The sequence below is a fragment of the Clostridium pasteurianum genome (assembly GCF_001705235.1).
GTDB classification, from domain to species: Bacteria; Bacillota; Clostridia; order Clostridiales; family Clostridiaceae; genus Clostridium_S; species Clostridium_S pasteurianum_A.
This window is the reverse complement of the sequence record NZ_MCGV01000001.1, coordinates 1,684,881-1,707,923: the sequence shown is the minus strand read 5'-3', so window position 1 is coordinate 1,707,923 and position 23,043 is coordinate 1,684,881. Positions and strand designations below refer to the sequence as shown.

Below are 23,043 nucleotides of genomic sequence, written 5' to 3'. Positions count from 1 at the left end.
TAACTTGACATTACAGATTTTATTGATTTTAGTTTTTAATTTTATTATTACATTTATTGGAACACTTGCATATTCTACTAGATTAGTTGGAGTAAGGACAGGTAAGATAGCAATCTCATTTACAGTGTTTAATATTTTAACCTTAATATCAAGAACTGCGGTAACTTTTCAAGAACCACTTTTAACAAATTATGTTGAGAAGAATTTATACTCCAGCAATTTACTTCATATATTTAATCTCATAATTTTAGTTTCTGGTATAGCTGCAGCTGTTGGGGCTATTTTAATACCTACATTTCAAAAAATGTTTTCTAAAGGAGTTTTTTTCTTTTCAGCCCAAAGATCTATTCCAAGACTTATATTACATAGTATGTCAAAGCAGGGCATGCATTCTATGAAAAATTGTGTCGTTGCTCCTTCAAAGGAAAGCATAAAGGAAATGAATTATAGAAATTTACCTAAAAAAGTTGTAGTGTACAATTTTATATCAGTTGCAATTATTACAGTTGGAGCTTTGGCACCTATATATGCATGTAAGATGGCTCCTGATTTAAGGGCAACTTGTGTTACTTTATCTTCTGTTGTAAATGGTATTGCACAAATACTTATGACAATTTTTATAGATCCACAGATGTCTGTTATGACAGAGGATGTAATGGATGGGAAATGCACTGAAAAAAGTTTTAAAGACTGTGTCATGGCTATGGTAGGAAGTAAGGTTACTGGAACCTTTGCGGCTGTATTTCTTTTACTTCCAGCTTCTTCAGCTATTGTGCTTGCAGCAAGAGGCGTTGATTTTATATCAAGAATTTAATATATTGGAGGACTTTATGATTAGAACCATTTTATTTGATTCAGGACGCGTTTTAAATAGACCTGTTTCAGGGAGCTGGTTTATACCACCTAATTTTTTTAAGTATGTGGATAGAAAAAGATTTTATGCTGTACCGGTTTTAAAAAGGAAATGGGCTTTTAAGAAAGCTGGAGATTATATAAATAAGCAAAATTTAATTCTTAATGAAAAAGATGAATATATATGTTTTGTAAAATACTATAGTATATTTTCAACTAATATTCCTGAGTTAAAGATGGGAAATAAAGAAATTGGAGCTGCTGCGCAGGATTTGGTATATTATTATAATAAATATAGTTTTTATGATGATGCTGTTAATTTAATACCGAAATTAAGTGAAAAATACAAACTTGCAGTAGTTTCTGATGCATGGCCATCACTTGAGAGTGTTTTTAAAACAGCTGGATTTAGAAAGTACTTTTCTTCTTTTGTAATATCATCAGTACATGGAGTAACAAAACCTAATAAAATTATGTATAATACTGCACTTCATGAACTTGGAGTTTTGCCAGGGGAAGCTGTGTTTATTGATGATAATGTAAAAAATTGTGCTGGGGCAAAAGAGCTTGGACTTCAATCAATTGTTCTGTGTAGGAGTTTTAGTATGTATATGTATAATAAATTGTTTTGTAGGAATTATAGAATTATTAGAAATTTGAATGGATTAGAAAGATATATAGTATAAAGCTTAATGGTTAAATGAGGAGATGCGCAAATGAGATATGTTATAATCTGTAATATAGAGGGAGAAGCTGCAAAACTAAATGCAAAATTGGCAGCTGATTTAAAGTACAAATTTAATGCTGGCCGCTCTAAATTGTCAGCACATTTTACTATAAAAGCTCCATTTGAAGCTGATGAAAATAACATCATGGAATTAGAAAATATTTTAGAAAAGTTTCAAAGTGATTTTAAAGGTTATGAAATAAGTATAAATGGATTCGATAAATTTAGAAAAGATGTTATATATATGCCCGTTAAGTTATCAAAAGAGGCAAGAAACATTTATGACAAATTAATTAATGAACTAAAAAAATTAAACTGGCTGGAGTGGAAGGGCAATGAAAAGGGGGATAAGGTTTTTCATTGTACAATTGTAAGTAAGAGAGTCAAAAATAACTTTGAAGAAATTTGGGATTATGTAAATAAATATGATTGTAATTTTAAAGCTAATTTTGATAATATAACTTTATATAAATGGGAAAAAAACAATTGGATTTTGTGTAAAAAATATACAAATGATGTATTATGTTATAATAAGCCAAAATAATTCAAATATATATTTTTGTAGGAGATGATATGAAGTGTATTATGGAGAAAAAGTTTGTTTAAGAGCATATAAGGAAGAGGACATAGAATTAGCTACGAAATTTATGAATAATGAGGAGCTGCAAAAGTTTTTGAATCCAAGAGTTCCATTCCCAATGAGTAAGTTGGGAGAAGAGGAATGGATAAAAGCCCAGAAGGCAAATGAAAATGGTCAGTTTAATTTTGCCATAGAAGATATAAAAACGGAGAAATATATAGGAGGTTGTGGTATTAATGAATTGAACTGGCTTGTGCGTACAGCAGAAGTTGGAATTTGGGTTAGCAAAGAGTATTGGGGAAAGGGCTATGGAACTGATGCAATGAGGGTACTCTTGAAGTTTATTTTTCAAAATATGAATATAAATAAAGTGAAATTAAGTGTATTTTCTTTCAATGAGAGAGCCATAAAATCTTATAAAAAATGTGGATTTAAAGTGGAGGGTACTTTAAAAGATGAAATATTTAAAGATGGAAAATACTATGATGAAATACTTATGGCAATATTTAAAGATGAATTTCAAAAATAGGGATGATATTATGATAAGCATATGTAGAGCAAACCCTAATAATGCAGATGAAATTAAAAAATTATTGAATTTGGTATGGATTGATACTTACAAAGATTTTTTTTTACAGCAAACTGTGGATTATATTATAAATGAGTCACAAACAGTGGATAAGTTTAAAGCTGAAATTCAGGATGAGAAAATATTATTTCTTATAGCTAAAGATGATGAAAATAAAATAGTTGGACTAGCCACTGCTCAGAAAAAGGAAGATAAAGTGTTTTTAAAGAGGCTATATATAAATCCCAATTGTCAAAGAAAAGGAATTGGCAGAAAACTTTTAGAGGGAGTTATTGATAGCTTCAAAGCTGCTAATAGAATTTATTTAGAAGTGGAAAAGGATAATATTAAGGGAAGCAATTTTTATAATAAGTATGGTTTTAAAGTTGTTCGTGAAAACAAGTATGACCTTAATGGCGACAAATTTAGTACAATGCTTATGGAAAAAGTAATTAACACAAAATAATTGTCTTGCAATATCCTGCATAAATTGCAAGGCTTAAATTTATTTTTGCTTGTATACTTTTTAATTGAAGGAAGTGATATAAGTGGATTGGCTTAAAAGAATGAATAATGCAATAAACTATATTGAAAGTAACCTTGAAGGTAAAGTTGATTATGAAAAGGCTGCAAGAGAGGCATGTTCATCTGTATACAGTTTTCAAAGAGCATTTTCATTTATAGTTGATGTTACTTTGGCTGAATATATAAGGCGAAGGAAAATGACACTTGCAGCATTTGAACTTCAAAATAGTGATGTAAAGGTTATTAATCTTGCACTTAAATATGGGTATGAATCGCCAGAAGCTTTTACCCGTGCATTTCAATTACTTCATGGTGTTACACCTACACAGGCACGTAATACTGGAGTTGAACTTAAAGCTTATCCACGCATATCCTTTAAAATTTCAATTAAAGGAGTGTTTGAAATGAATTATAGGATTGAGAAAAAAGAATCATTTAGAGTTTATGGCATTGAAAGGATTTTTAATACAGTAAATGATTTTGCTTCAAATGAAGTGCCAAAGTTTTGGGATGAGCTTTTAACAAATGGTGAGTATGATGAACTTGCTGAGTCTTCTGGCAATTATCCAGAAAGTGATAAAGGATTATGCTCTGTTAATGCAATTTGTGATTACAGAAAAACTGGGGGAGCTACATTTCCGTATATGTTATGTGTAGTAGAAAATCCAAAAAGCAAAGTTGGAAAATACAAGGTAGTAGAAGTTCCAGCCTCTACATGGGCTATATTTACAACTGAGCAGTATGAAGTTAATAATGATAGTGGAAAAAGTATTCAATCTTTAAATGAGCGTATATATTCTGAATGGCTTCCAACTTCTAATTATGAAAAAGTTGATGGATATGATTTGGAAATGTATTATGGAGATGGAAACGGAAAAGGGCACTGCGAAGTGTGGATTAGAGTAGCCAAGTAAAAATGCTTCGTCGCGTTAAAAAAACTCCTCTGTATCTGCATAGGATTAATAAAGATAAACTTTGGGAAAATTAAAATATTAGAAAGGGGAAGTTTTGTGGCAAAACTAAAAAGGGTAAGCAAAAGTTCTACAGTATATATTTTTGATGAATTGCAAGAATGTTTAACTAATGTATTTGTAATTGAAAAAAAGAATAGAGTATATATAATAGACACATTTTGCGGTGCTGAATATATGAAACCTATATTAAAAACACTTGGAAATAAAGAAATCGTAGTTATTAATACTCATTTTCACTGGGATCATGTACTTGGGAATTGCTCCTTTAATGGTTGTAAAATAATAAGTCATAAAAAATGCAGAAGTTTGTTAGATAAGTGCTGGGATGATCAATTAAATCAAAATAAAGAATATGTTTTAGGTGCCACAGTTAAGAAACTTCCCAATATGACTTTTGATAGTAAAATTTATTTTGAAGATGATAGTCTTGAACTTTTTTATAGTCCGGGACATACAATAGACAGTATTTCAATATATGACCGCGAAGAGGAAATACTATATGTTGGTGATAATGTTGAAAAACCAATAATATACCTTGAAAGCAGCTGCACTGAAGAATATATAAAAACACTTGAAAAGTATATTGAATATAAACCTAAAAAAATTATGGGTGGTCATACCTTGAACTTAACAAAGGGAGATATATTAAATACAATTGAATATTTAAAAGGTTTAATGAATGGTAAAAATTTTAGTTTTAAAACAGAATATGAAAATAAGGTACACAGCGAGAATATAAAATACGTATTGCATTAAAAATAATTAACTCAACTTTGTACGTAAAAAGTTGAGTTAATTATTTTTTATAGTCTAATTTATTTTTTCCTAATTAATAAAACCTTCCTAATAGAGTAATTTATATTACATCAGTTTTCGAGGTTTATACAATTTTATGATATATCCTATTTTACAAGTACCTCTACGTAGTTCGCTAGAGATCTTATACGGGCTCTAGAGAGTTTATCTTTTGCGTTATCATAAAATGATTTTGCTGTGGCGTCGGTTACTTCATCTTTATTGAATTTATTAGAAAATCTCAAAATTATATAATGCTTATTTGTTTTTACAAAGTCGCTTATTTTAGATGAATATTGAGATACATCGTTAACTTCAAGACCGTTTTCAACATAATAATCATTTTGATTGTTGGTACCTGCATAGTTTTCAATATCTTTATCTAGGCAAAAATCATTATCCTCAACATAAGTCAAATTTGATGCAGTTTGGTCGTTACTTTCATAAAGCATGTATGGTATTCCACAGTTCGTTTGATTGTTAGTATTGTCGGTATTTAGCCAATCACTGTCTATTTTAACCTTATTCCATGCATGAGGGCAATTATCTATTGTTCCAGTAACCACAATACATTTTACTTTTGCCAGATCACAAAGTAATTTGTAAGTGTAGGCGTAACTCATGCAGACGCCTGATTTTTTTACCAGTATCCCATAAGTTGTAAAAGCATCATTATATTTTGAATCCGTATATCTATAATTGTTCTTTTCAGCATCCTTTAGAGCTGCATCATCATATTTGGTATTTTTATTTAAATAATCGTATAGAGCTTTACGCTTTTCTTCATCTGACATGCTTGAGTTTGTAGTTGAAGAAACTATTTTCTTAGCCTCAGTAAGTATACTTTTTTGCTTTTCCTTCATAGTACTAGGAGTATCATTATATGTGATGTTAAGTGTTAAAGTAGAATAACTATATGAATATCTTTTTACACCTAATATAATAGGATTTTGATATATTACTTCTTTCAGTGTATCTGACAATGTATCCATATTTTGAGCTTCAGGGAAAGCTTCTAGAGAAATACTTGAATCTCCATTTATAAGTTTTAAGGCCAAATATTCTTCAAGTGGTGATGAAGCGGATATTTTCACTGCTCTTGATATATCAGAAGTAGGAACAAGTGCTTTATCAGCTTTACTTATATGGCTTTTAGTATTTTTCTTTTGATCATCAATACTAGAATCTTTACTATTTGATTTATTTTTATTGTTTATTATAGTAGGTACATTTGGGTTTGGTACACTGTCACTTGTATCTGTTGGTTCAACGTATCCATCAGATATATCTTTATCCTTATTATAAGTATTTAATACTGTTTTATCAGAATTTTTGAAGTCTTCTACGTAAGTATAACCTTTTAGTGCAGTGCCTTTTATTTTATAGTTTATAAGAGTTGTGTCATCTTCTTTATGTATGTTTTTTGTATCATAGATAACTTTTAAGTTTTTAACACTTCCGCCAACAAATTTTATTGGCACAGAATGTGGAAGGTCGGCTGCGGTTTTAAATTTTTTGGTGAAAGTTTGCACGTCATCTAATCTATTTGGCATCTGAGAAGATAAATTAGATGTACAAACAGGGGTACTGAAATTTGATTCTTTATTGCCAGCTACAGCAGTAACATAATAATCTCCATTTATACCAGAATTTTCTTCACTTATAGTTTTTGAGTAACCTAGAAGACCGTCTTTACCATCATTCATAAAGTCCTGCCATTTTGTTTTGGTAATTGTTGCTTCAAGTAATGGATAACCTTTATAGCCATCTTCTGCTCCGCTAGTAGGTGCATTAGAATCATTTCCTATTTCAGGTGTAATTACATGGTATACATTGTATTTTTTAGCGCCCTTTACCTTATCCCAAACTAATTTAAGTCTGCCATCAGCACTTATTTCTTTTCTAAGATTTGGAACTGGTAATTCCGATTTAACAGTAAAAGGTATAATTATAGGCTTGTCCAATTTTTTTACAGTTGTTGAATTCATATCATAATTTATTCTTATATAATACATTGGTGCATTTCCCCAAAGTGCATTATTGTTAGTATCCATATTGCTTTTAGAACTTAATACAGAACTTAGGGGTTTTATAGTAACGTAAGTTTGATTGCTTGCGTTATTTTTGAGCCATTCAAAGTCTAAAATTCGGCTCTGATCTAAGCATTTTGAATCTGTGTGAACAGAAACTATATCTTGAGCATTTAAATTATTTAGATTAGATTTAAATTTAAGATCGAATTTTTTATTGTTTGGTACATTATACATTGGCATTATAGAATTGCTATTTTGTGTTTGATATTTTTTTTTAATACTTTGTATGGTTACATAATTTGTTTTATTAGTAGATTTAATATTGAGATTCTTAGATGCAATTTCACTTTTATTGCAGCCTGTAAGTACACTACTTACAATAAGTGAAAATATTACAATAGTTGAAATTAATTTTTTCATTAAAAGATATTCCTCCTGTATAAAATTAAAATATTTAATATAAAATTTAATATAATTATAATATACATTACAACATAATCACATAAAATAGTCAAGCAAACAAATTTTAATACTTTGTGGAATAATATACATATATATGTGTACAGTTTTTTATTCTAAATGAAATAATAGTATTCGAGGATGGCCTGAATTTATGTATTTTATTTAATGTTTTGAAATACTATTATATATATCTATTATGTATTTGTGGGAGGAATAAATTGATAAATTATATATGGTTTGTTTTTGTATTTGTGGGAACTATTGTTGGTGTTTTTTCGGGAAAAGGTGATGGCCTTTCAAAAGCTATTATAGGTTCTACGGAAACTACTGTTAAACTTATGTTTTCGCTTGTAGGGATAATGTGTTTGTGGTGTGGAATTATGAGAATTGCAGAAAAAAGTGGACTTACGGACAAGCTTGCTGTGGTGTTAAGACCTATACTTAAAATAGTGTTTAAAGATATAAGTAAAGATAAGGACATAATGGGTCCCATGATTATGAATATAACTTCAAATATGCTGGGACTTGGAAATGCTGCAACACCTTTTGGAATAAAAACAATGGAAGCCATGGAAAAGGTCAATAGAAAAAAAGATACAGCAACTAATGATATGGCAAAGTTTCTTGTTATAAATGCAGCCTGCATACAGCTTGTACCTACGACAGTTATATCCATAAGAGCCGCCTGTAGTTCTTCTAATCCAGCGGTGATAATAATTCCAACTATTATTACCTCATGTACAGCAGCGGTGATGGGCATAATTTATTGTAAGATTCTAGAAAGATATTTTTAAAAGGGGTGAGGGGATAAGTGAATTACATATCAAGGGCACTAATACCTATTATAATATTTTCTATAGTTTCGTATGGAATGATGAAAAAAGTAAAGGTATATGAGTGTTTTGTTGAAGGTGCTAAAGATGGAATTAGAATATGTATAAATATATTTCCGTATATCCTCGCTATGCTTCTTTCGGTTGCCATATTCAGAGAGTCTGGAGCAATGCAGTATTTTATAAATTTTGTTAAACCAGTAGTTAAGATTTTAGGTTTTCCACCAGAACTTGTACCTCTTGTTGTGGTTAAGCCTCTTTCTGGGAGTGGAGCACTTGGAGTTTTTGCAGAAATCCTTAAAAAATATGGAGCAGATTCTTACATAGGAATAATTGCTTCTGTAATTATGGGGTCAACAGAAACTATATTTTATACAATAACCGTTTATTATGGAGCGGTTAAAATAAAAAAAATAAGACATACGCTTTGGGCTGCTGTTATGGCAGATTTGACTTCTATTATTGCAGCGCTGCTCATTGTTAAATTTCTGATTTGATTTTAGTACAGAAATTTAAACTATAAGTTTATTGGGGGGTCACATTAGCATAAAAAATATGTTTAATATGCTCACTTCTACGGACAAATTTTTTATTATTTTACTTGCCTACCTAGAAGGTAGCATATCATTCTCAAAGTAATTAATTTATTTCATTATTTCTATTACAATCATTACTATTCCCATTGCCATAAAGCATATACCAACAATTTTTTGTAATGTCTTTTCATTAACCTTATTAGCATAGCGTGAACCTAGAATACCGCCAAGGACTGACCCCACAGATAACAAACTACCTACTCCAAAGTCTATATTACCTCTAGTTGCATAACCGATAGTAGAGGAAAAAGCCGTTATAGCCATTATAAGAGTAGAAGTTCCTATAGCCTTATGAAGTGGAAATGACATTAATGTTATTAAAGCTAAAAGTATCATAACTCCACCGCCAGCTCCAAATATTCCGCTTAGTATTCCGATACCTAATCCTATAACTAAAGCAGCTAATATTTTTTGCCATTCAGCTTTAAAATGAATAAATTTACTTAAATTATCTGACGAATCTTTTTTTTGTTTATAGCTCTTACGAATCAGTGATACACCTGCAATAACTAGTACAATTCCAAAACTTGAGGATAGGTTGCTTGCACCTATTTTATTTGCAAATGATGCACCTATTTGAGCCCCAATAATAGAAGTTAAAGCTATCCAAATGCTTGACTTAAGCTCAATATTGCCATTTTTGTAGTAAGAATAAGATACAGTTAAAGAAGATATAACATCCACAAAAAGACTTGTCCCTATTGCGGAATGAACATTAATCTTAAAGATCATAGTCAAAATTGGAACTATAATCATAACTCCACTAGCACCTATAAGACTTGTAATACCACCAGTAATAACACCTGTAATTATTGCTAATAAATAAAATATTAAATTCATAAAAATATATCTCCTTTGCTGTTTCTATTTCATAGATAAGTTTGCAAATTCAACTAAAAAATTTATATTGTCTTTTTTATCATTCGGGTGAAATTCTAACATTACTAATGTGGATACTAATAAAGACTCTGCTAATCTAGTATTAATGTTAGGGCATTTACTAAGGGTTTCTACCTTATCAAGACAACTTAAGAGATTTTCTGTCCTTAAAATCAAGCTGTCTTTTAAATAATTAATTTCTTTATTATCTTTTAGCTCAACAGCAGGAGTATTTATCAAAGCTTTTCCTAAACCATTCCTTGATTCTATATCTTCGTAAAGCGTACTTATGAATTTTCTGAGCTTTTTTTCTGGAGAAATAGTAAGATTATTTATAGAATCTAGTTTGTTAAATGTATTTTCCCAACTTTCTTTAAGTATGCTTACATAAAGTTGCTCCTTATTTTCGTAGTAATTATATAGAGTTCCAACAGCTACACCAGATTTTTTAGATATCATTTTCATATCTACATCAGTATAACTAAGCTCAACAAATAATTGTAAAGCACAATTTCTAATAGTTTTCTCAACATCTTTTATTATCTTTGGCATAACATCACCTCTTATTATGAATGGCGGTTCATTTAAAATGTAATATCATTATATGCCATTCTTTTCTATTTGTAAATAAATTTTCATTGCATTTTAAAATTTATTGGATTAAATATATTTCAATATTATAATTATAAGTAGATTAAAAGTAGGAATAAAAGATATTTGTAAAAAAATAATTCTGTAAAAATAAAATTTTTAGGGACTTTTGACGGAGGTATGTGAATTGAATTTGCTTGAATTTAAAGAAGTTTCATATGTAAACGGTAGTAACACCATATTAAAAAATATAAATGTAAATATCGATAGTGGTGATTTTGTTTCAGTAGTAGGGCATTCTGGAAGTGGAAAAAGTACTTTTTTTAAAATGTGTGCAGACTTAATAAGCCCAACAGAAGGCAGCATAATTTATAGGAATAAGGAATATTCAAAATACAATCCAATGGAACTTAGAAAAAAGATTGTATATTGTTTTCAAATTCCTCATTTGCTTGGTGATACTGTTTTAGATAATTTTAAATTCCCATATAATATAAGAAGTGTTTTAGTGGATTATGATAGAATTAATGAATTAATGGATGATTTTAAGTTTACTCATGATTATTTAAATAAGGATGTAAGAAATTTATCGGGTGGTGAAAAACAGAGAATAGCACTAATAAGAAGCTTACTATTTAAGCCAGATATACTGCTGCTTGATGAGGCTACTTCTGCACTTGATGCTGATAATACAATAATTGTGGAAAATGTAATTAAAGGTTTAAATAAAGAAGGAATTACAATAATGTGGATAACACATAATAAAGAGCAAAGCACAAAATATGCAAATAAAGTTATTACTCTAGAAGACGGAGAAATTAAATCTATGGAGGTGCTTAAAAATGAATAATATAAGTACATCATCACTTTTAATAGCCTCATTCCTTGTAGTAATTTCTCTTATTTTTTCATATACACAAAAATTAAAACTAGAAAAGGAGACATTAATAGGAGTTGTAAGGGCTGTAATTCAATTATTTGCAGTTGGATATGTGCTAGATTACATATTTAAGCTCAAAAGTGTTCTATTTACTACGATGTTACTGCTATTTATGACTTTTAATGCAGCATATAATGCAGGAAAAAGAGGACAAGGAATAAAGAATGTTAGGGTTATATCATTTGTATCAATAATTATCGGCACAATAATTACACTTTTTATACTTGTGTTTGCAAAAGCAATAAAATACGAACCCAACCAAATAGTTCCTGTTGGTGGAATGATTATAAGTAATGCGATGGTAGCTATAGGACTTTGCTATAGGCAGATGAAAGCGGATTTTAAAAACAAGAGGGAAGAAGTAGAAACCAAGCTTTCACTTGGTGCGGATATAAAGACTTCTTCTATTGAAATAATAAGAGATTCAATTAAAACTGGCATGCTGCCGACTATTGATTCAGCAAAAACACTTGGAATCGTGTCTCTTCCAGGTATGATGACAGGACTTATATTGGCAGGTGTTTCTCCTGTAAATGCAATTAAATATCAAATTATGGTAACATTTATGATGCTTTCTACTACGGCTATAGCTTCTTTTATAGCATGCTATTTAGGATATAGGGGCTTTTTTAATGAAAGAAAACAATTGAGTTAACTTTATGGAGGTGAAAATATATGGGTAAGGTTACAATGAAGGATATAGCAAGGACAGCAGGAGTTTCAGTAGCAACAGTTTCATATGTACTCAATAACAATGAAAAAGAAAAAATTCCAGATGAAACAAGAGAAAAAATATTTAAGATAGCAGAAGATATGGATTATGTACCCAATCTTGCTGCAAGATCACTTGTAAAAAGAAAATCATATCTTATTGGAATTTTAGTTGTGAGAGATTATAAAAATGAAACGCCATGGAAAAAGTTTTGTTATTCTGAGTTTATAAATATTTTAGAGCATAAATTCTCAAAAGAAGGATACCATGTCATAATGTCAAATATTGATACCTCCGATCCACAGCTCGATATAATAGCTGAAAGAGAACTTGATGGTGTTTTCATAATAAATGTTAAGAAGGATTTCTTTTATACAATATCAAATAGATTTACTGTTCCTATAATAATAGTAGATAGTTTAATTGATGATATTATATTTCATAAAGTGCTGCCAGATTTAGAGCAGTGCATAGAGAAGTCTAAAAATGTTCTTGGCAGGGGGGAAATGTTTCTTATAACAGATGTTTATAATGATGAAAATATGATGAATTCAATAAGATTTTCTTTTGGGTTAGATAAAAATAATATATGTGAAGCTCATTCAAGGGACGAAATAATAAACTTTGTTACTAATCATAAGGGCGGAAAATTTATAGTTATAAATGAATTTATAGCATTCCTTATTGAAAGATATGTTAATGAAGAGGATATGGTTGTAATATGTACTTCTGGAAGTTCATTTATGCTTAAAAATGGAATTAAGAAATTTATAATAAGTAACGAAAGAAAAGCTGAAGCGGCTGCTGTAACTATGATAGACTACATAAATAAAAATTATTATAACTATAAATACACGTATATACAACCAGAAGCTGCGGATTAACATTGATTTGTAACATTAAAAAAACTTTATAAATCTAAGGTAAAAAAATCATAAAATCCTAAGAGTTTTAATAACTCGCTAAAAAAAAGCTCAAACAAATTAAAACTCTAAGTATTTTACGATTTTTTTACCAAGATTTATTAAAGTTTTTTTAAATCGTTACTTCATCAATGTTAATCCGCTTTTGGAGTAAAGCAAGGAAAAAATTCCTACGTGCCTATTAACAATATGTTATGGTATTTTTGTAGGGAAGATGAGAAAAGGTTACCTTGTTTTTATTTCAAGCGAAGTAATAGTAGTTCTATTAACAAAATAGAGAATAAAAGTTATAATTGAATTATGATTTTTAAATAATTAATTTAGGGAATTTTCAAAAAAATACTAAGGTATAAATGAGGTATGAATGATGGAAAAGGAGATTTCACAAAATTTTGATATGGAAGATTTAATTAAAAAGGTTGATGAAAAATCAGAAAAGTTCATGGAGGAATTTGAAAAACTTAGAGAAGAATTTGAGAGCAAAGTAAAATATGATAAACACAAGGACAAAATTATAGATGATCTGCATGAGGAGCTTCAGAATTATAGAAATGACTTAATAAGCAAAATGATAAAGCCACTTATTACAGATATAATTTATACTATCGATAATAATAATAAGACAGCAGAAGCACTTAAAGAAAAGGATATTTCTGAGTTAAGTCAGGAAAAGATACTTGGAATTGTAAGAGGCTTATCGGAAGACTTAGAGGATATTTTATACAGGCAGGGGGTAGAAGACTTTACGTGTAAACTTCCAGAGTTTGATCCTAAAAAGCAGAAAATAGTAAAAACAGTTGAAACAGATGACAAGGATAAGGATAGAACTGTTGCGAGAAGTATAAAAAAAGGATATGTTTTAGAAGGTAGAGTCATACGTCATGAGCTTGTAGAAGTATATGTTTATAACAGTAATAAGAACGAAAGTCAGGAGGGATAACAGTGAATGAAATTTTTGGAATAGATTTAGGAACTACGTATTCATGCATATCTTATGTTGATGAGTATGGTAGACCTGTAGTTGTTCCTAATGCTGAAAATGAAAGAATCACTCCATCAGTTGTATTTTTTGATGGAGATAATGTCATAGTTGGAGATGTTGCAAAAGAAAATTCTAAGATGTATCCAGATGATGTTGTGTCTTTTGTAAAACGTTCTATGGGTGATGAAAATTTCTATTTTGAGCATGGTGGAAAGCAGTATCATGCAGAGGAGATATCTAGTTTTATACTAAGAAAACTTGTAAGTGATGCTGAAAATAATTTAGGACAAAAGGTAAACGATGTGGTAATAACGTGTCCTGCTTATTTTGGTATAAACGAGAGAGAAGCTACAAAACTTGCAGGAGAAATAGCTGGACTTAATGTAAAAGCCATAATAAATGAACCAACAGCTGCAGCAGTTTCATACGGTGTTGATTACGATAAAGATAAAGTAGTTCTGGTTTATGACCTTGGTGGAGGAACTTTTGATGTAACTATGATTGACGTGAAAAAGGATTCCATAAAGGTTATATGTACAGGAGGAGATCATAATCTAGGAGGTAAAGATTGGGACGATGCACTTATCGCATATATGGCTGAGCAATATAAAGAAATTACAGGAAATGATACGGATATTTTAGATGATCCTGAAACCTGTCAGGAACTTGGACTTCTTGCTGAAAGAGTTAAAAAAACATTATCTCAAAGGGAAAAAGCTCCTATATCAATTAACTATGAGGGCGAAAGAGCAAAAATAGAAATAACAAGAGAGAAATTCAATGAATTAACTTACGATTTGCTGCAGAGAACGGTAAATCTTACTGATGATATGCTTAAGGAAGCAGAAAAGAAAAATTATACAAACTTTGATGAAATACTTCTTGTTGGAGGCTCATGTCGTATGCCTCAAGTTGCGGAAATAATAAAAAATAAATATAATATTGAACCTAAATTATTTGATCCAGATGAGGCAGTTTCAAAGGGAGCGGCACTTTACGGTTGGAAGCTTTCTGTAAATGATGAACTTATTAAGAGGATTTCTGAGGATACTGGAAAAGATGTTGAAGATGTAAAGAAAAGCATTTCTGAAAACAATATAGATGAGGATGTAGTTGAAAAGGCAGCAAAGAAAGTTGCAGATGATACTGGATATACGCTTTCAGCGGTTAAATCTTCAAATGTAAAGGTTGTTAATGTAGTTAGCAAAAGTTTTGGAGTCGTTACTTATAATAATGAAGACAAGGAAGTTATATATAATTTGATAATTAAAAATTCTGAGGTTCCATATGAATTTACTGAAAAGTTTGGAACTAAAGAAGAAAATCAAGAAAACGTAATGATAACTATAGTTGAGGACGAGCTTACAGATAGAGTAGTAGAAAAAGAATATGGCAGCAAAATAGGAGAAGCTGAACTTGTACTTCCTGAGAATTTACCTAAAAATTCTCCTGTTGATATAACTTTTAAGCTTAATTCTGAAGGTAGACTTGAAATCAAAGCGGTTGAGGCTGCGGAAGGAAAAGAAGTAAGTACATCTATAGAGACAAGTTCTGTTATAAAGGGCAAAGATCTTGAAGAAGCTAAAGAAAGAAACAAAAATATTGAAGTATCGTAAGGATTGAGGTATGTATGAAATATAGTTTAGGTATAGATCTAGGAACTACATTTTCTGTAGTTTCCATAATCGATGAAAATGGAATTCCTAAAGTTTTAAATAATGCAGAAGGAAATACATTAACTCCTTCAGTTATATATTTTGGCGATGATGAAATTATTGTAGGTGACGGGGCAAAAGAAATGCAGGCAATGGGAGATAACAACATAGCCTGCTTTTTTAAAAGAAATATTGGAGATGAAAACTATGTACTTCAGTTTGGTGAGAAGTATTATAACGCAGAGGATTTATCTGTAATAGTTCTTAAAAAATTAAAGAAGGATGCAGAGGCTTTTCTTAAATGTGAGGTTTCAGATGCAGTTATAACTGTGCCGGCTTATTTTAATAATTTACAAAGACAGTCTACTATAAATGCAGGTAAGAGAGCTGGTTTTAATGTTTCAAGTATATTAAATGAGCCGACTGCAGCAGCTATAGCTTATGGAATGAAGGATGTAAAAGATAAGAAAAATATTCTTGTATACGATCTTGGTGGTGGTACTTTTGATGTAACCCTTGTTCATATAGAGAAAGAAATTATAAAGGTTTTAAGTACTGATGGAGATCATGAATTAGGTGGCAAGGATTGGGACGATAGGATTGCCATGTATATAGGAGAAAAGTTCTTTGAGAAGTTTGGAGTAAATCCAATGGATGATGTTGAATATTACAATGACATTCTTGTGAAATGTGAGAATGCAAAGAAACATCTTTCTAAAAGGGATAGTACGGATATAAATGTTTACTACTGTGATCTCAATGAAAAATTCACAATAACAAGAGAAATGTTTATGTCCCTCACAGGAGATTTACTTCAAAGAACAAGAAGTTTAAGCGAAGATGTCATAAAAAGTGCTGGACTTTCTTGGGAGGATATAGACGGTGTTCTTCCAGTTGGCGGCTCAACTAGAATGCCAATGGTACTTGAATTTATCAGAAAAGTAAGTAAAAAGGAGCCTATAACGGGAATAAATGTGGACGAAGCAGTTTCTATTGGTGCGGCAATTACGGCATCTATGGAAAATAAAAGTACTAGTGATAAAGTTATATTTACACTGGGAGGATACAAAAAAACTGAGGATGTAATGAGTCACAGTTTAGGAATGGTGGCTTTTGATAGTTCAGGGCAAAAATATATAAACAGTATAATAATAAGCAAAAATAAAAAAATACCATGCAGCGAAAAGAGACCTTATGAGATTAGGACTGGTAAAAACAGAAATAATGTTCTCGAAGTGTATATGCTTCAAGGTGAGAGCGAAGAAATTTCAGATTGCACTGTTTTGGGGAAATATGTATTTTATGATATAGATTATGTTGGAAGAAAACCTTCAGTTATAGATATTGAGTATGCTTATAATAAGAATGGTGTTGCTAAGGTTTTTGCAGTTCAGAGGGAAACTGGTAAAAACCTTCCACTTAGAATAGATAAAATTCCGGAAAACTTTGAATGGGATGAAGAATTAAAGGAAGAAGAGGAAATAGTTCATAAAAGCATAGTTATATCTATAGATTTATCTGGAAGTATGAGGGGAGTACCCCTTAAAGAAGCAGTAGAGGCTTCAAAGACTTTTATAGATAATATAGATATGGATAATTCTTCTGTGGCACTTGTTGCTTTTGCTGATAGAGTTCAAACCTTAATGAAATTAACAAGTAATAAGGAAGAAATATTTGAAGCAATAGAAGGACTTAAAAAAGCTGATGTAGGAACATCAACTTTATCTGAACCTTTTGGCGAAGCATATAATGTTTTAAAGGATGCATATGGGGACTCATTTGTTGTAGTTCTTACTGATGGTCAGTGGTATGGCAAAACTGATATAATGGCAGAAGTTAATAAGTGTAAGGAAAGTGGAATTGAAATTGCAGCAGTTGGATTTGGTGATGCTAAGAAGGAATTTTTAGATAAAATAGCTACTTGCAAAGAAAATTCTATTTTTACTGAAGTTTCAAACTTAAAACAATCGTTCTCAAAAATTGCAAGGGTTATTTCAGAATCGGAAAGTGGACTAAGAATGTTTCAAAAAAATGGTTCAATAAAGATGCATTAATTATGAGGTGAATAAAATGCAGAGAAGGGAAAATTTCTATACCCTTTTGAAATTATCTATAGAGCCTAAAGAGCAGGATGAAGAAAAGATTAGAAATGCAATAAATAAAAAAAGAAGTGAATGGTCAAAACTCAGAAATCATCCAACTAAAGCTGTTAAGGCAAAATTGTATTTAAGTATGATTCCGGAGATAGAGAATGTCATGCTTAAGAGTGAGTATTCTAGAAATGAAGAATGGAAAAGGGCAATTAAGGAAAAAAAGGAGAAAGAGAAGCATAGATATAATATTTTAGATGAAGCTATAAAATTTTTATGTTCAAAAGGTTATATATTTGATACAGAAAAAGATGCTCTTAGAAAAAAGTTTAAAGAATTTAATGATTCAGAGATAAACATTAGAATTAAAGTTCCAGTAAAAAGATACGAAAAGAGTAAAAAAGAACAAATTAGTGATAATAATGCTTTTGATATTACGAGAATGAACAAAATAAAATCAAATCTTGAAATAGTCGGCAAAAAGTCTTTATATGATTTCCTTAATGTTTCTATGTCAACAAATCTAATTGCTATAAAAATGGCATCTAAAAGAAAGTATGAGGAGATAAAGAAATCATCTTTAAAGGATGCGTTCGTAACTGCAAGTTCTATACTTCAAGGTATGTGTGATGATATTTTTAAAGATGAAGAAAATCGTGAAAAATATGATGCTGCTTTAAAAAATGGTAGCACAAAGGGTTTATCTGAAATAATAGATATTCTATCTTCAAAAGGATATATAGCTTGCGAAGAGTTTGATTCTATAATTAAAGAACTTACTACAAGGGGAATGGATACAGCTAAAGCCAAGGGATACATAAAAAGTTTGTGCTTTCAAAGAAAAATATCTGTTGAGGTTCCTAAACATTTATCCGTAGAAACAATGGAAAGATGCGGTATATGTGGGTGCTTAAATTATAAAATATCTAGATTTTGTTATAATTGCGGATTCCCATTGAAAGTAACTTGTCCAAAATGCCATAGAGTTATAAGTTCTTCTGAAAAGGTATGTACTAATTGTGGTTTTCATGTAGAAGATATGAATATAGCAGCTGATCTTCTAAGAGATGCTGAAAATAAGATTGCATACAATGACGTTGAAGGCGCATATTCTTTATTAAAAAGAGCTCAAGAGTTATGGAGTGATAACTCTAGAATAAAAGATATGATAAAAGTAGTTGAGCATAAGAGAAATATAATTGTTGATAGGGAAAATAAGATTCTTGAACTTATAGATAGGAAAGCTTATTACACTGCAATGAAAGAAATTATAGCATTAAAAGGTATGAACTTTTCGTATTTTATAGAAACCTATGAGAGAATAATAAGCATTAAGATAGAAGAATCAGAAAAAGTCATAGAAAAAATTAAAGATGTAAAAGATGAAGAACATATAACAGAGATTTGTACTGAGGCACTTAATGTTTGCAGCGATTGTGAGTACGCTTTAAGGTGGCTTTCAAAATATCCACCGCAGCCTCCATATAATTTAAAATATGAGATTTTGAATGATAGTGTGAATCTAAAATGGGACAAGGGACAGAACAATAATATTAAATATAGAGTAATAAGAAAGCTTAGAAATGAGCCAGAGTCCATTAATGATGGCAAAGTAATAGGAGATACATTAAAAAATGAAATTACAGATTCTGCTGTAGAAGCAGGACAAATTTATTATTATGCTGTTTTTTCGTGTAGAGGAGATATTTATTCAAAAGCCTTCTCGTATGTTGGACCTGTTATGCCTATATTTGAGGTTGACAATATTGAAGTAGAAAGTGGTAGTAAAGAAATAATTTTGTCCTGGAGTATCCCTGTAAAGGCAAAGGCTGTAGAGGTATGGAGAAAAGAAGGAATGCTTCCATCGAAAGAAGGAGACGGTACAAAGCTTAGGGATGTATCTTTATTTGGAGCCGAAGATAAGGGGCTTATAGATGGAAAGAATTATGGCTATTTAATAATTACAAAATATAGAGATATTAAAGGAAAGGAAATAGCAACTAAAGGTGTTACTTGTTTTGGAAAAACTATAAAGCCTCCAGAAACAATTGATAACATTAAACTTTCGATTTCAAAAGAACATAATTTGAAAGTGGAATGGAAGAGGAAAGATTATAAAGGTAAGGTTCATATATTTTATTCATCCAATCCTTTTGGTTTTGAGGAAGGGCAACTTTTACAAAAGAACAAATTAAATAATTTAGCTAATAAAGCTCTTATAAAGAATGAAGGAGAGTGTGAAATAAAAGATATTGATGCTGGAACAATCTTTATATTGCCAGTGGTATCTGAGGGTAATACGGCTTGCATTGGAAGAGAGCAGCACATATCAATTTTAAATGAAGTTGAAAAACTTACTGGATATATTTTTGACAAAAAACTATATCTCCAATGGAGATGGCCAGCTGGAATAGAAAAAGTTTTGGTTGGTTTGAAATTCAATGGTTATTGTGATGGTATAAATGATAAGGAAACGCTATATAGAGAAATTTCATTAGAGGAATATAATAATAATGCTGCATTTGTAATTGAAAATTTGCAGTATAAAGAGTATTTTTTTACGGTTTTTTCTGTTTATGAGACATCGTATATAAAAAGGTATTCCTTTGGAATGAGATGTAAATTGGGTAATTTAGGTATTGAGGAAATTCACTACGAAATAAAAAGGTCAAAGGGTATATTTGGGCTTAATAGAGGAATTTTGTTTTCATTAAAAGATCATGGCAGTACTGTGGTTCCTGACTATGTTTTAGTTGTAAATGAAAAAAAGGAACCTACTTCCATGATGGATGGCAAAATAGTTTATAGTGGTAATGAAAACAGGGCTTTTATAAACATTGAGAATGTTGATATTTTCGTGAGACCATTTTTTAAAGTTAGTAGTGATAGATATAAATTCGTAAGAATATAGAGAATAAATTTATGAGAGGGAAGTGGCTATTAATGAAAATGGTTTTTATTAAGGACCTTAAGCCTGACGATATAATTGCAAAGGATATATATGACGATACTGGAAAGCTTTTAATAAAAGAAGGAACTAAGATTGGCAGAGGAAGCATTAACTTTTTAAAGAGTAGAAATGTATTTATGGTACATGTAGAAGATGAAAAATTAGATGATATTAAGGTTGATAAAAAGTTACAAAAAGTTAAAACAAATACACTTACAAAGATGCCGCTAGTATTTAATAATTTAATAACTGGTGATTATGAAAGTTGTAAGGAAGCAATGGAAACTGTTGATGAACTTGTTGATTATATAGCAAAAAAAGGCACTATAAATACTAATCTTTATGAGGTTAAGATGTACGATAATTATACTTATATTCATTGCCTTGATACTGGGATTATGGCGGCTTTTCTAGGATTATCTATGGGAATGAGTACTTCAAGATTAAAAGATTTAACCATTTCAGGTATACTTCATGATATTGGTAAGACCAAAATTCCAAGTGAAATTATAAATAAGCGGGGTAAATTAACCGATGAGGAATTCAAAATTATAAAACAGCATCCTCAATATGGAAAAGATATATTAAGGAAGTTAAACGTTTTAAGTGATGAAGTTATGGATGGCGTTTTTCAGCATCATGAAAGGTATGATGGAAGTGGGTATCCAAAAGGTTTGGCAGGAAAAGAAATATCACAGTTTGGCAGGATAATAAGTATATGCGATGTTTTTACAGCCGTAAGTGCTAATAGGTCATATAGAGATAGATTTAAGCCAAATGAAGCATATGAACTTATATTATCTGGGGCCGGAAGTATGTTTGATCCTGAATTGGTAGATCAATTTAGAAGTGTGTTTTTCGTTTACCCATTAGGTTCTTGTGTTAAGCTTTCAAATGGTATTGAAGGTTACGTTGTTAATCAAAATGAGCATTTTCCAGACAGACCTATCATAAGAGTTGTTTATGAAGGTGCTGATAAAAAATCAATTTCACCATATGAAATAGATTTATTGCAGCATAATGATATAATTATACAAGAGGTTATTTAATATTTAAAGAAAAGAGTGATTTTTATGGAGGAAGTAATAAATAGATTTTTGAAATATGTAAAATTCGATACACAATCTGATGAAAATTCTGACACTACACCTAGTACTGCAAAGCAGCTTAAACTTGGAAATGAACTTGCAAGTGAATTGAAAAGCTTAGGACTTTCAGGTGTATCTATTGATGAAAAGGGATATGTCATGGCATATTTACCTGCTAATACAGACAAAAAAGTACCAGCAGTAGGTTTTATATCTCATATGGATACAAGTCCTGATATGAATGGCGAAGGTGTTAATCCACAATTTGTAGATAATTATGATGGAAAAGATATTGTACTTAATAAGGAAAAAAATATTGTATTGTCTCCAAAGGATTTTCCTGAGCTTTTAGAATATAAGGGAAAAACTTTAATTACAACAGATGGAACAACATTACTCGGTGCAGATGATAAGGCTGGTGTTGCAGAAATAATAACTGCTGTAGATTATATTATAAAGCATCCAGAGATAAAGCACGGAAGAATTTGTATAGGATTTACGCCTGATGAAGAAGTGGGTAGAGGTGCAGATTATTTTGATGTTAAGAAGTTTGGAGCAGATGTTGCCTATACTCTTGATGGTGGAGATTTTGGAGAACTTCAATATGAGAATTTTAATGCTGCTGAAGCAAAAATTGTAATAAAGGGAAGAAGCGTTCATCCTGGTTCAGCTAAAAATAAAATGATAAATTCTATCAGTATTGCAGAAGAATTCATGAATCTTTTACCTAAAAATGAAGTTCCAGAGCATACCGAAAATTATGAAGGATTTTACCATATAGTTGGTATACAGGGAAGTATTGAAGAAACTAAGTTGCATTACATAATAAGAGATTTTTCTAAAAAGGAATTTGAGAATAAGAAAAAATTTATGCTCAAAGCTGCTGAGTTTATAAATAGTAAGTATGGAAGCGAGATATTGAGTATAGATGTTAAAGATCAATATTATAATATGAAAGAAAAAATTGATTTGGCTAAGCATGTTGTAGATATAGCATATAAAGCAATGAAAAATGCTGATGTTGAGCCACTAGTAAGAGCTATAAGAGGAGGCACTGATGGTGCTAGATTGTCTTTCATGGGGCTTCCAACACCTAATTTATTTACCGGAGGAATGAATTTTCACGGAAAATATGAATATATACCTACATTTGCTATGGCTAAGGCTGTAGAAGTAATAGTTAATATAATTAAATTATATTCAGAAAAATAAAATTTAACATAAATCAATTAATTATAACAAGTTAATGTGAAACTATGTAGTATTATATAAGTATGTATTATTATAT

General features: G+C 30.4%; 21 protein-coding genes. 18 read left to right on the top strand and 3 right to left on the bottom strand.

The genetic code is table 11. The features are described 5' to 3' along the window. Positions 1–4 precede the first annotated feature (4 nt). The 7 genes from BEE63_RS07430 (at position 5) to BEE63_RS07400 (ending at position 4,982) form a co-directional block, all read left to right on the top strand. Positions 5–814, top strand: coding sequence for a lipid II flippase Amj family protein (locus tag BEE63_RS07430; protein ID WP_066020784.1), 810 nt, complete (start codon positions 5–7; stop codon positions 812–814). A 16-nt stretch (positions 815–830) separates the two neighbouring features. Beyond that, complete coding sequence (locus BEE63_RS07425; protein WP_066020783.1) at positions 831–1,538, top strand: HAD-IA family hydrolase; 708 nt, start codon at positions 831–833, stop codon at positions 1,536–1,538. A gap of 30 nt (positions 1,539–1,568) precedes the next feature. After that, the gene (locus BEE63_RS07420) at positions 1,569–2,123 is read left to right on the top strand and encodes a 2'-5' RNA ligase family protein (RefSeq protein WP_066020782.1); all 555 of its coding nucleotides are present in this window, start codon (positions 1,569–1,571) and stop codon (positions 2,121–2,123) included. Between the two features lie 34 nt (positions 2,124–2,157). After that, positions 2,158–2,688: a GNAT family N-acetyltransferase gene (locus BEE63_RS07415; RefSeq protein ID WP_066020781.1), complete on the top strand. Its 531-nt coding sequence runs from the start codon at positions 2,158–2,160 to the stop codon at positions 2,686–2,688. After that, positions 2,615–3,193: a GNAT family N-acetyltransferase gene (locus tag BEE63_RS07410; protein ID WP_066020780.1), complete on the top strand. Its 579-nt coding sequence runs from the start codon at positions 2,615–2,617 to the stop codon at positions 3,191–3,193. Before BEE63_RS07415 ends, BEE63_RS07410 begins: the two co-directional genes overlap by 74 nt. A gap of 82 nt (positions 3,194–3,275) precedes the next feature. Then, positions 3,276–4,166, top strand: a complete 891-nt coding sequence (locus BEE63_RS07405) for an AraC family transcriptional regulator (protein ID WP_066020779.1) — start codon at positions 3,276–3,278, stop codon at positions 4,164–4,166. Positions 4,167–4,262: 96 nt separating this feature from the next. Continuing rightward, complete coding sequence (locus BEE63_RS07400) at positions 4,263–4,982, top strand: MBL fold metallo-hydrolase (RefSeq protein ID WP_066020778.1); 720 nt, start codon at positions 4,263–4,265, stop codon at positions 4,980–4,982. Between the two features lie 146 nt (positions 4,983–5,128). Here the strand turns inward: BEE63_RS07400 and BEE63_RS07395 are convergent, their stop codons facing one another. Further along, positions 5,129–7,474: a transglutaminase domain-containing protein gene (locus BEE63_RS07395; RefSeq protein WP_066020777.1), complete on the bottom strand. Its 2,346-nt coding sequence runs from the start codon at positions 7,472–7,474 to the stop codon at positions 5,129–5,131. Positions 7,475–7,734: 260 nt separating this feature from the next. On the opposite strand from BEE63_RS07395, the gene BEE63_RS07390 reads away from it, so the two are divergent. Next, positions 7,735–8,310 (top strand): nucleoside recognition domain-containing protein, encoded by a 576-nt coding sequence (locus BEE63_RS07390; protein WP_066020776.1) that lies wholly within the window; start codon positions 7,735–7,737, stop codon positions 8,308–8,310. Positions 8,311–8,327: 17 nt separating this feature from the next. Further along, positions 8,328–8,846 (top strand): spore maturation protein, encoded by a 519-nt coding sequence (locus BEE63_RS07385; RefSeq protein WP_066020775.1) that lies wholly within the window; start codon positions 8,328–8,330, stop codon positions 8,844–8,846. 147 nt (positions 8,847–8,993) lie between these two features. Here BEE63_RS07385 and BEE63_RS07380 read toward each other — a convergent pair whose 3' ends face one another. Then, positions 8,994–9,785, bottom strand: coding sequence for a sulfite exporter TauE/SafE family protein (locus tag BEE63_RS07380; protein WP_081312485.1), 792 nt, complete (start codon positions 9,783–9,785; stop codon positions 8,994–8,996). 24 nt (positions 9,786–9,809) lie between these two features. Then, positions 9,810–10,376 (bottom strand): TetR/AcrR family transcriptional regulator, encoded by a 567-nt coding sequence (locus BEE63_RS07375; RefSeq protein WP_066020774.1) that lies wholly within the window; start codon positions 10,374–10,376, stop codon positions 9,810–9,812. A gap of 226 nt (positions 10,377–10,602) precedes the next feature. Between BEE63_RS07375 and BEE63_RS07370 the strand changes: the two genes are divergently transcribed. The 9 genes from BEE63_RS07370 (at position 10,603) to pepT (ending at position 22,967) form a co-directional block, all read left to right on the top strand. Continuing rightward, a complete protein-coding gene (locus tag BEE63_RS07370) occupies positions 10,603–11,265 on the top strand; it encodes an ABC transporter ATP-binding protein (protein ID WP_066020773.1) in 663 nt (220 codons plus the stop codon). Further along, entirely contained in the window at positions 11,258–12,010 is a 753-nt protein-coding gene (locus BEE63_RS07365; protein ID WP_066020772.1) for an ABC transporter permease, read from the top strand. Before BEE63_RS07370 ends, BEE63_RS07365 begins: the two co-directional genes overlap by 8 nt. 20 nt (positions 12,011–12,030) lie before the next feature. Further along, positions 12,031–12,951, top strand: coding sequence for a LacI family DNA-binding transcriptional regulator (locus BEE63_RS07360; protein WP_066020771.1), 921 nt, complete (start codon positions 12,031–12,033; stop codon positions 12,949–12,951). Between the two features lie 403 nt (positions 12,952–13,354). Then, positions 13,355–13,930: a nucleotide exchange factor GrpE gene (locus BEE63_RS07355; RefSeq protein WP_242874723.1), complete on the top strand. Its 576-nt coding sequence runs from the start codon at positions 13,355–13,357 to the stop codon at positions 13,928–13,930. A gap of 2 nt (positions 13,931–13,932) precedes the next feature. Beyond that, entirely contained in the window at positions 13,933–15,588 is a 1,656-nt protein-coding gene (locus BEE63_RS07350; protein ID WP_066020769.1) for an Hsp70 family protein, read from the top strand. Positions 15,589–15,602: 14 nt separating this feature from the next. Further along, positions 15,603–17,681 (top strand): Hsp70 family protein, encoded by a 2,079-nt coding sequence (locus tag BEE63_RS07345; protein ID WP_066020768.1) that lies wholly within the window; start codon positions 15,603–15,605, stop codon positions 17,679–17,681. Between the two features lie 16 nt (positions 17,682–17,697). Beyond that, a complete protein-coding gene (locus tag BEE63_RS07340; RefSeq protein WP_066020767.1) occupies positions 17,698–20,628 on the top strand; it encodes a double zinc ribbon domain-containing protein in 2,931 nt (976 codons plus the stop codon). Between the two features lie 32 nt (positions 20,629–20,660). Further along, complete coding sequence (locus BEE63_RS07335; RefSeq protein ID WP_066020766.1) at positions 20,661–21,716, top strand: HD-GYP domain-containing protein; 1,056 nt, start codon at positions 20,661–20,663, stop codon at positions 21,714–21,716. A 24-nt stretch (positions 21,717–21,740) separates the two neighbouring features. Beyond that, positions 21,741–22,967 carry a peptidase T gene (gene pepT, locus BEE63_RS07330; protein WP_066020765.1) on the top strand — a complete coding sequence of 409 codons (1,227 nt, stop codon included), beginning with the start codon at positions 21,741–21,743 and terminating at the stop codon, positions 22,965–22,967. The last annotated feature ends 76 nt before the right edge of the window (positions 22,968–23,043 follow it).